Origin of the sequence: Cupriavidus sp. WS (assembly GCF_000395345.1) — a bacterium.
GTDB lineage: Bacteria > Pseudomonadota > Gammaproteobacteria > Burkholderiales > Burkholderiaceae > Cupriavidus > Cupriavidus basilensis_B.
This window is the reverse complement of sequence record NZ_AQPL01000279.1, coordinates 1-10,285: the sequence shown is the minus strand read 5'-3', so window position 1 is coordinate 10,285 and position 10,285 is coordinate 1. Positions and strand designations below refer to the sequence as shown.

The following is a 10,285-nucleotide window of genomic DNA, read 5'->3' as shown; positions in this document are numbered from 1 at the left end:
GCTGCGTGCCGACACGCTGTTCGCGCGGCTGCGGCAGGCGCGCGCGGGCGGCAAGATCGCCGTGGCCGCGGGCTGGAGCACGCTCGCGCAGCAGTTGGGCGCCGACGCCTGGGCCAGCCGCATCGACAGCCTGGTGGACTGCGCCGGCGTGGACGCCTGCGTGACCGACGCCGCGCTGCGCGCCGTGGCCGACCGCGACTATGGCGTGGTGGTGGCCAACTTCCACGCGCCGGCGCAGGCCGCCGGCGGCCTGGACAGCGACTACCGCCGCGCCCTCGCCACGCTGGACCAGCAAGTGGGCCGGCTGATGGCGGCGCTGCAGGCCAGCAGCACCGCCCGTCCCGGCGAGGACTGGCTGGTGGTCGCCACCACCAGCCGCCCGATGCGCGCGAAGGACTACGCGCCGGATGCCGCGGCCATCGACGACACCAGCTTCATCGGCCTGAACCGCGCCGGCAACGCCGTCTTCGCCGCCTCGGCCAGGGACGCGATGCCGGCCTCCAGGGCCGACCTCTACACGCGCCCGGGCATCGCCGACGTGACGCCCACGGTGCTGGACTTTCTCGGCGTGGCGCCGGTCGCCGCGCAGTACGCGATCGAGGGCCAGTCGCTGCTCGGCACGCCCGGCGTGCAGCAGTTGCGCGCCAGCGCCGGGCGCGATGCCGGCAGCGTCAGCCTGAGCTGGAAGCTGGCGCCGGACGCGCCTCCGCCCGCGCGGATCGAGATCTACCGCGACGGCGCCAAGGTGGCCACGCTCGCCGGCGACGCCACCGGTTATGTCGATGCCGACGTCGGCCTGGCCGGCAAGCCCGAAGGCACCTACCGCTTCGACTACGTGGTGATGGCCGGCGCGGTGCCGCTCGCCTACCGCGCGGCCATCGCCTACGTGCCGCCGATCGTGCTGCCGGCCACGCTGCTCGACCGCCTGATGCACTTCTTCTCGTTCGACACCGGCCTGGCCGACACCCGCAGCGCCGACGCGCTGCGCGCGCTGGAGACCCCGGCGCCGGCGCCGCTGTCCGGCGACGACGGCTTCGGCGGCAGGTCGCTGGCGATCGACCCGGACAGGACCAGCTACGACCTGCCGAGCGACGTGCCGCTGCAGCCGCAGTTCTCGGTCGGCTTCTGGTACAAGTCGGACGCGCAGCAGGCGTGGCTGCCGGTGCTGACCAACAAGGACTGGAATTCGGGCGCCAACCGCGGCTTCATCATCGGGCAGTCCTCGGCCGGCACCATGACCTTCAACTTCGGCGACGGCTCGCGCCGCGCGGATGCGTTCATGGGCTTCACCGCCAACCAGTGGGTGTATGTCGCGCTGACCGTCGACACCGTGGCCAAGACCGCCACCGCCTATATCGCCGACCCGGTGCTGGGCGTGCGCAGCACCGCCATGAACCTCGGCACGCTGACGATGGCCAACCTGCGCGACACGCGCCTGGTGCTCAACGAGGACACCACCGGCACCGCCTATCCCGGCTACACCGCGCCGACGGCGGTCGCGCCCGAGTACAACGACCTCGCCTTCTGGTCGCGCGTGCTCGATGCCACCGAAGTGAAGGCGCTGTACGCCGCGGGCAAGTCGCTGTCGACGCTGAATCCGTAGCGCGATCGCCGGCATTGCCGGCATTTCCGACAATGCCGGCGACGCACGGCAAATGCCGAACGGTTTGCTCCCCTCTCCCGCCTGCGGGAGAGGGCCGGCGCCCCCACGAAGTCACCACCCGCCCCACGCGCGAGCCCCCGTTTATCAGCGCGGCGCGCAAACCACCCCCTGCCTTGCCGCGCATCCGCCACAACACTCCGAGTACCGCCAGGGCGCGATCCCGCGCGCATTCCCGGCAGAATTTCCTAGACTGCTAAGGATCGGCCCCGCCGCCGGCCATGTGCCGGGTCTAGTACAGGAGTCCGGCATGAGCGACCAGCTTCTCGTTGGCACCGGCAAGGGCCTGTTCATGTGGCGGCGCGACGGCGCGGGCGGCTGGCGGCAGGCGGCCGTGCATTTCCTCGGCGCGCCGGTGAGCGCGGCGCTGGCCGATCCGCGCAGCGGCACGCTCTATGCGGCACTTGGGTGCGGGCGTGGCGTGCGGCTGTGGCGGCGCCGGCCGCGCGACGCGGACTGGGACGGCTGCGGCCTGCCGGCCTACCCGCCGCAACTGGTGTCGGGCGCCGGGCCGGGCGGGCTCGCGCTGCAGCGCATCTGGGTGCTCGAGGCGGGCGGGCCGGACGACCCCGGCGCGCTGTGGGCGGGCACCATGCCGGGCGGCCTGTTCCGCTCGGCCGACGAGGGTGGCAACTGGGCGCTGAACCGGCCGCTGTGGGAGCGTCCCGAGCGCCGCGCGTGGGCCGGCCACGGCAGCGAGGTGCCGGGCATCCACTCGGTCTGCGTGGACCCGCACGACAGCCGCCACGTCACCATCGCGGTGTCGTGCGGCGGCGTGTGGCAGACGCGGGACAGCGGCATCAGCTGGGTCCGCACCGTCACCGGCATGGCGCCGTCGCGCGACGAGCACGGCCAGCACCAGGACCCGCTGCGGCTGGTGCAGTGCGCGGGACACGCGCATGCCATGTGGGTGCAGCACCGCGGCGGCATGTTCCGCTCCGGCGACGCGGGCATGACGTGGCAGCGCCTGCGCGCGGGCACGGCGGGCACGGCGGGCATGGCGGGCATGCTGGGCACGGCGGGCTTCGGCCTGACGGTGGCGGCGCATCCGCACCGGCCCAACACGGCGTGGTTCGTGCCGCTGGCCGCCGACCACTGCCGCGTGCCCGTGGACGGCCGGCTGGCGGTCAGCCGCACGCGCGACGGCGGGCGCAGCTTCGAGCCCTGCGACGACGGCCTGCCCGCCGCGCCGGTCTACGACGTGGTCGACCGCCACGGGCTGGCGGTGGACAATAGCGGCGAATGCCTGGCGCTGGGTTCCACCACCGGCAGCCTGTGGATGTCGGAGAATGGCGGCGAGCACTGGAAGCTGCTGACGGCGCATCTGCCGCCGGTGCACTGCCTGCGTTTCTGCTGAATCCGCTTTCCCGTTTTTCTTTCTTCTTGCTTTGCCTTTCTGACAAGGATGCGCGCGCATGGCTGGAACCAGTGCCGGGAAAAAGAACGCGGCGGCGGCCGCACAGAGCGTCCAGAGCGCCCGCGTCGGCATCGGCGGCTGGAACTTCGCGCCGTGGCGCGGCAGCTTCTATCCGGCGAAGCTGGTGCAGAGCCGGGAGCTCGAATACGCCAGCCGCCACCTCACCGCCATCGAGATCAACAGCACCTATCACGGCACGCAGAAGCGCACCTCGTTCGCCAGGTGGCGCGACGAGACGCCCGACGATTTCGTGTTCTCGCTCAAGGCCTCGCGCTTCGCCACCAACCGCCGCGTGCTGGCCGAGGCGGGCGAGTCGGTCGAGCGCTTCCTGGACAGCGGCATCGCCGAGCTGGGCGACAAGCTCGGCCCCGTGGTGTGGCAGTTCGCGCCGACGAAGCCGTTCGAGGCGGAGGACTTCGAGGCCTTCCTCGCGCTGCTGCCCGATGCGGTGGAAGGCCGCAGGCTGCGCCACGTGCTCGACGTGCGGCACGACAGCTTCATGACGCCGGACTATCTCAGGCTCGCGCGCAAGTACAAGGCCGCCACGGTGTTTACCGATTCGCCGAAGTTCCCGTCGTTCGCCGACCTCACCGCCGACTTCGTCTACGCGCGGCTGATGTGCAGCAGCGAGAAGATCGGGACCGGCTACGCGCCGGCGGACCTCGATGCGTGGCGCGACCGCGTGCAGGCCTGGGCCGCGGGCGGCGCGCCCGAAGACCTGCCGCGCGTGGAAGGCAAGGCCGCGGCCGCGCGCGGGCGCGAGGTCTTCGTCTTCTTCATCAACGGCGCCAAGGAGCGCGCGCCCGCGGCGGCCGGCGCGCTGCTGGCGCGCCTCGGATGGGCGCCGCCGCCGTGGGACGAAGGCGGCAAGGCGGCGGGAGCCGCGCGCAAGGCCGACGGCAAGACCGGTACCGAAGTCGTCACCGGGACCGCAATCAAGACCACCGTCAGGACCACTACCAAGACCGCCGCCAAGGCCCGCGGCGCAGCCAAATGAGGGTGGGCGCCAGCCCGCTATAATCCGGCATGAACTCAAGCCCCGAATCCGCCGCGGCGCCCGCCGCCGGCGCCTCTTTCTCCCGGTTGCCCCTTTCGCCCGCCACACTGGCGACGCTCGAGCAGCTCGGCTACCAGACCATGACGCCGATCCAGGCTGCCAGCCTGCCGGTGGCGCTGGCCGGCCAGGATCTGATCGCGCAGGCCAAGACCGGCAGCGGCAAGACCGCCGCGTTCGCGCTGGCGCTGCTCAACCGGCTCGACGCGCGCCGCTTCGACGTGCAGGCGCTGGTGCTGTGCCCCACGCGCGAGCTGGCCGACCAGGTCACGCAGGAGATCCGCCGTCTGGCGCGCGCCGAGGAGAACATCAAGATCCTGACGCTGTGCGGCGGCACGCCGATGCGCCCGCAGGTCGACAGCCTGGCGCATGGCGCACATATCGCCGTGGGCACGCCGGGACGCATCATGGATCACCTGGAGCGCGGCACGCTGGTGCTCGACGGGCTCAACACGCTGGTGCTCGACGAAGCCGACCGCATGCTCGACATGGGCTTCTTCGACGACATCGCGCACGTGGCGCGCCAGTGCCCGAAGGAACGCCAGACGCTGCTGTTCTCGGCCACCTATCCCGAGGGCATCGCGCGGCTGAGCCAGCAGTTCCTGCGCAAGCCGCACGAGATCAAGCTCAAGGAGCAGCACGACGACAGCAAGATCCGCCAGCGCTTCTACGAGGTCGAGGAAGGCCAGCGCCTGAACGCGGTGGCGCTGCTGCTCAACCACTACCGCCCGGTCAGCACGCTGGCGTTCTGCAACACCAAGGCGCGCTGCCGCGATCTGGTGGAGCTGCTGCGCGCGCAGGGTTTCGAGGCGCTGGCGCTGCACGGCGAGCTGGAGCAGCGCGAGCGCGACCAGGTGCTGGTGCAGTTCGCCAACCGCAGCTGCTCGGTGCTGGTGGCCACCGACGTGGCCGCGCGCGGCCTCGACATCGCGCAGCTGGAGGCGGTCATCAACGTCGACGTCACGCCCGACCCCGAGGTCTACGTCCACCGCATCGGCCGCACCGGCCGCGCCGACCAGGACGGCATGGCGCTGAGCCTGGCCAGCATGAACGAGATGGGCCGCGTGGGCAACATCGAGCAGCAGCTCGGCGTGGAGATGGAATGGCAGCCGCTGTCCGCGCTGGCGCCGGCCAGCAGCGAGCGCCTGCTGCCGCCGATGGTCACGCTGCAGATCCTCGGCGGGCGCAAGGAGAAGATGCGCCCCGGCGACATCCTCGGCGCGCTCACCGGCGAGGCCGGCTACGCCAAGGAGCAGATCGGCAAGATCAACGTGATGGAGATGTCCACCTACGTGGCGGTGGCGCGCGGCATCGGCCGCGAGGCCGTGCGCAAGCTCAACGATGGCAAGGTCAAGGGCAAGCGCGTGAAAGTGCGCATGCTGACCGAGTGAGGGCGGCGCGCCGGCTGCCGCGGGGCCGCGCCCGATGAAGACGCCGAAGCGGCTGCAGCCGCTGGTCGAGGAAGGCCTGGTCGACGAAGTGATGCGCCAGCTCATGAGCGGCAAGGAAGCCACCGTCTACGTGGTGCGCTGCGGCGGCGAGATCCGCTGCGCCAAGGTCTACAAGGACGCGGCGCAGCGCAGCTTCCGCCAGGCCGCGACCTACCAGGAAGGGCGCAAGGTCAAGAACAGCCGGCAGGCGCGCGCGATGGAAAAAGGCTCGCGCTACGGCCGCAAGGTGGCCGAGGAAGCCTGGCACAACGCCGAGGTGGACGCGCTGTATCGCCTGGCCGCCGCCGGCGTGCGCGTGCCCACGCCCTACCTGTGCTTCGAGGGCGTGCTGCTGATGGAGCTGGTGGTGGACGCCGCCGGCAACGCCGCGCCGCGCCTGAACGACGTGGCGCTGGACGAGGCCACGGCGCTGGCCTTCCACGACGCGCTGCTCGGCCAGGTGGTGCGCATGCTGTGCGCCGGCGTGGTGCACGGCGACCTGTCCGAGTTCAACATCCTGGTCGATGCCGAAGGCCCGGTCATCATCGACCTGCCGCAGGCGGTGGACGCCGCCGGCAACAACGACGCCAGCGCCATGCTCGAGCGCGACGTGGACAACCTCGCCTTCTACTTCGGCCAGTTCGCGCCGCAACTCAACGGCACGCGCTACGGCAAGGAAATCTGGGCGCTCTACCAGGCCGGCCTGCTGCATCCCGGCATCGCGCTGAGCGGCCAGGTGGCGGTCGACGACACGCCCGTGGACGTGGACGCGGTGCTGCAGGAAGTCGAGGACGTGCGCCTCGAGGAAGAAGCGCGCCTGCGCTACCTGCAAAGCGCGGAGTAAGCCGCCGGCGTTGCTGCTGCCATTGCTGCTGGCGTTGCTGCTGCCGTTACCCGCCGCGCACCATGCCGGCGCGGGTCGCCGCCGTTGTTCATTCCTCTGCATTCTGGTCTGAAGCGTTTTTACAAAGATTCGTGGGCGTCACCCTGTAAGACGCGCGCCGCGAGTGCTAATCTGAAAGCGCCGGGCCGCGCCGCGCAAGACTTGCGCGCGTGGCCCGACGCACCCGCCGGCGCGCGGGCGGTGGCAAATCGAGGCTGCAAATCCTTCGGACGGAACAAGGAGTGGTGATGAAAACCGCACGGCAGGTTCTGGAATCCAAGCCGACCCAGGCTATCTACAGCATCACGCCCGGCGCCACGGTGTATGCCGCGCTGCAGCTGATGGCGGAAAAGGGCATCGGCGCGCTGCTGGTGATCGCGCAGGGCGACATCGTCGGCATCCTCAGCGAGCGCGACTACGCGCGCAAGGTGATCCTGATGCAGCGCACCTCGCGCGAGACCTTCGTGCGCGACATCATGACCTCGGCGGTCATCTACGTGCGCGCCGAGCAGAGCACCGACGAATGCATGGCGCTGATGACGCAGCACCGCCTGCGCCACCTGCCCGTGATGGACGGCGACAAGCTGATCGGCATGCTGTCCATCGGCGACCTCGTGAAGGACATCATCTCCGAGCAGAAATTCATCATCGAGCAGCTCGAGCACTACATCACCGGCAGCGTGCACCCGTAGCGCCGCCCTGCCCGACCCGCGCAGCCGCCGTCCGTCCGGGCGGCGCCCGCGGGTCGCGCGCGACACTTCCCCGCTGAATCCGGTACGCCGCGTTCCGTCCGCGGTCATGCGCAATCGCGCGCAACGGTGCGCAACGATGCGCAACCGTGCCGCGACAAGCCCCCAAAACACGCCAACGTCCGGCAACGCGCCGCGGCGGCCCTCCGCGCAAGCGCGCAAACCGAGTTAGCCTTGCACTTGATATTCAGTATCCGCATATAATTATGCGTTCGCTGAATTAGGCCGGCCCGCCGTGCGCAAGCGCAGCACCGGGTACGCACTAGCTCGGCTGAATTCCCTGTTGCGGCCATGTTCGCTGCTGTACGCCGGCAAACGCCACACGTTGCCGGCTGTTCACCGCGGGCGGCCGTCCGGCCTACGCGTTCCCGCCCGCCCCGATGCCAGCCTCCGCTTCCGCCCCCGCCACGCCCGCCCTGAGCCACCAGGACATCATGCGCGTGATCGGCGGCATCATCCTCTGCATCCTGCTTGCCTCGCTCGACCAGACCGTGGTCATCCCGGCGGTGCCCGCCATCGCCAACGACCTGAACGGCTTCGGGCACCTGTCGTGGATCGTCACGGCCTACCTGATCACCTCCACGGTATCCACGCCGCTGTACGGCAAGCTGTCCGACAGCTACGGCCGGCGGCGCCTGCTGATGCTGGCCATCGCCCTGTTCATCCTGGCCTCGGTGGCCTGCGCGCTGGCCGCGTCGCTGGAGCAGCTGATCCTGTTCCGCGCCTTGCAGGGCATCGGCGGCGGCGGCTTGATGTCGCTCGCGCAGGCGGCCATCGCCGACGTGGTGGCGCCGCGCCAGCGCGGGCGCTACCAGGGCTACCTCGCCACGGTGTGGGCGGTGGCGTCGATCGCCGGCCCGCTGGTGGGCGGCTGGACCTCGGACCACCTCTCGTGGCGCTGGCTGTTCTGGATCAACGTGCCGCTCGGCGTGCTGGCGATGTTCATGTGCCACCGCGGCCTGAGCCAGCTGCAGGCGCGCGGCGGCGCGGCGCGCGTGGACTGGGGCGGCGCGCTGCTGCTCACGGTGTCGATCGTGGCCTTCCTGCTGGCGATGAGCTGGGGCGGCGACGTCTACGACTGGGTGTCGCCGCAGATCGCCGGGCTGGCGCTGCTGGCGGTGGCCGCGCTGGCCGGGCTGGTCTGGCAGGAGCGCCGCGCGGCGGACCCGATGCTGCCGCCGCGCCTGTTCGGCAACCGCGCCTATGTGCTGGGCGTGGCCGCGTCGGCGATGGCGGCGCTCAACATCTTCCTGTGCATCTTCGCGCTGCCGCTGCATTTCCAGCTGGTGCGCGGCGCCGGCGCGGCGCAGTCGGGCCTGCTGGTGGTGCCGTTCCTGCTGTCCACGGTGGCCGGCAACTTCGTGGTGGCCGGGCTGGCGCCGCGGCTGGGGCGCATGCGCGGCATCCTGACCGGCGGCTTCATCGCCGCCGCGCTGGGCCTGCTGGGGCTGGTGGCGGTCTCGCCCGGCACGCCGGTGGCGCTGGAGCTGCTGGCCATGACGGTGGCCGGCGTGGGCCTGGGCATGACGATGGTCGGCACGCTGATGAGCGTGCAGAACGTGCTCGAGCGCCGCGACACCGGCGCCGGCACCGGCGCGCTGCTGGTGCTGCGCTCGCTGGGCAGCGCCTTCGGCGGCGCGCTGGCGGGCACGCTGCTGACGCTGGCCTTCCACAACGCGCTGCACGCCTCGGGCGTGACGCAGGCGCTGGACCTGGGCGCGCTGCGCCACGGCAGCGAGACGCTGGCGCGGCTCTCGCCAGCGGTGCGCGACACGCTCACCGGCGGCGTGGAGACCGGCTTCCGGCTGATCTTCGCCGGCGGCGCGCTGGCCGCGCTGCTGGCGCTGGCGATCGTGCGGCGCATGCCGGACGCGGAGCTGCGCAGCAGCGTGACCGAGCACGGCGCCGCGCTGGCGATGGATTGAGGCGGTTCGGCGCATCGTTGCCCGCGGGTCGGCGTAAACTACGCTCACCCTGATCCCGGAGTGCCCTCCATGCGCCGTCTTCCCGCCCAGCGCCCGCGCGCGCTGCGTTCGACCACCGTATCGACCACCGTATCGACCGCCGCGCTGGCCGGCGCGCTGGCGCTCGCCGCGGCCGCCGCCATCGTGACGCCGCGCCCGGCGCGCGCCGCCGACGCGCCCACGCCCGCGCCCGCCGCCCAGCCCGCGGGCGCCTGCCCGGCCGCGCTCAATTTCAAGTTCCCGCGCCTGCAGGACGAGGCGCCGCAGAACCTGTGCCAGTACGCCGGCAAGGTGGTGCTGGTGGTCAACACCGCCAGCTACTGCGGCTTCACCCCGCAGTACGAAGGGCTGGAGGCGCTCTACGCCAAGTACCGCGAGCGCGGCCTGGTGGTGCTGGGCTTCCCGTCCAACGACTTCTCGCAGGAGCCGGGCTCGTCCAAGGAGATCGCGGACTTCTGCTACAACACCTACGGCGTCAAGTTCCCCATGCTGGGCAAGTCGCACGTGCGCGGCAGCGAGGCCAATCCGATGTACGCGCTGCTGGCGAAGGCGTCCGGCACCACGCCGAAGTGGAATTTCTACAAGTACCTGATCGACCGCAACGGCGAGGTGGCGGGCAGCTTCAACAGCGCGACCAAGCCGGACGACAAGCAGTTCGTCGGCAAGATCGAGCAGTTGCTGAACGCCACGCGCTAGCCGGGCTGGCGGCGTCCCATCGCGGCGTGCGCCAGCAGGTTGAGCACGGCGAAGCCGATGGCAGCCACGCACACCGCGCGCCAGCCGCCCGCGGCCCACGCGGCGCCGGCGGCCAGCGCGCCGGCCGCGCCGCCGACGAAGAAGATGCCGACGAACAGGCCGTTGAGGCGCCCGCGCGCGGCGGGGTCGAGCAGGTTGATCTCGCGCCGGCCGAAGGTCTGGTCGGCGGTCACGCCCGCGTCCAGCACCATCGCGGCCACCACCAGCAGGCCGATCGCCGCGGCGCGGTGCGCCTGCGCGTCGAAGCCGAACCAGCCGCCGCCGGCCGCGCCGGCCAGCAGCAGCGCGGCCAGCACCGCCAGTTGCGCGGCGCCGGTGCCGGCGTGGCCGTGCCCGCGGTCGCCCAGGCGGCCGGCCAGCGGCGCCGCCACC

8 protein-coding genes and 1 pseudogene are annotated in these 10,285 nt (G+C 71.6%); 8 read left to right on the top strand and 1 reads right to left on the bottom strand.

Features of this window, described 5'->3' with window-relative positions:
- The 8 genes from K206_RS0122565 to K206_RS0122525 all read left to right on the top strand — a co-directional run.
- The coding region (locus K206_RS0122565; protein WP_020204660.1) for a LamG-like jellyroll fold domain-containing protein at nt 1-1,603 on the top strand (1,603 nt) is incomplete at its 5' end.
- Nucleotides 1,604-1,910: 307 nt separating this feature from the next.
- On the top strand, nt 1,911-3,017 hold the full coding sequence (locus K206_RS0122560; protein ID WP_020204659.1) for a hypothetical protein: 1,107 nt from the start codon (nt 1,911-1,913) through the stop codon (nt 3,015-3,017).
- A 58-nt stretch (nt 3,018-3,075) separates the two neighbouring features.
- Nucleotides 3,076-4,074, top strand: coding sequence for a DUF72 domain-containing protein (locus K206_RS0122555; RefSeq protein WP_020204658.1), 999 nt, complete (start codon nt 3,076-3,078; stop codon nt 4,072-4,074).
- Between the two features lie 29 nt (nt 4,075-4,103).
- Entirely contained in the window at nt 4,104-5,522 is a 1,419-nt protein-coding gene (gene dbpA, locus K206_RS0122550) for an ATP-dependent RNA helicase DbpA (RefSeq protein ID WP_020204657.1), read from the top strand.
- A gap of 34 nt (nt 5,523-5,556) precedes the next feature.
- Nucleotides 5,557-6,405: a PA4780 family RIO1-like protein kinase gene (locus tag K206_RS0122545; protein ID WP_020204656.1), complete on the top strand. Its 849-nt coding sequence runs from the start codon at nt 5,557-5,559 to the stop codon at nt 6,403-6,405.
- A gap of 287 nt (nt 6,406-6,692) precedes the next feature.
- Nucleotides 6,693-7,136, top strand: a complete 444-nt coding sequence (locus K206_RS0122540; RefSeq protein ID WP_020204655.1) for a CBS domain-containing protein — start codon at nt 6,693-6,695, stop codon at nt 7,134-7,136.
- Nucleotides 7,137-7,627: 491 nt separating this feature from the next.
- Nucleotides 7,628-9,118 carry an MFS transporter gene (locus K206_RS0122530; protein WP_020204654.1) on the top strand — a complete coding sequence of 497 codons (1,491 nt, stop codon included), beginning with the start codon at nt 7,628-7,630 and terminating at the stop codon, nt 9,116-9,118.
- A 69-nt stretch (nt 9,119-9,187) separates the two neighbouring features.
- Nucleotides 9,188-9,853: a glutathione peroxidase gene (locus K206_RS0122525; RefSeq protein ID WP_020204653.1), complete on the top strand. Its 666-nt coding sequence runs from the start codon at nt 9,188-9,190 to the stop codon at nt 9,851-9,853.
- Here the strand turns inward: K206_RS0122525 and K206_RS43800 are convergent.
- Nucleotides 9,850-10,285 (bottom strand): annotated as a pseudogene (locus K206_RS43800) (MFS transporter); the annotation flags it as partial. The gene K206_RS0122525 and the pseudogene K206_RS43800 sit on opposite strands and share 4 nt — an antisense overlap.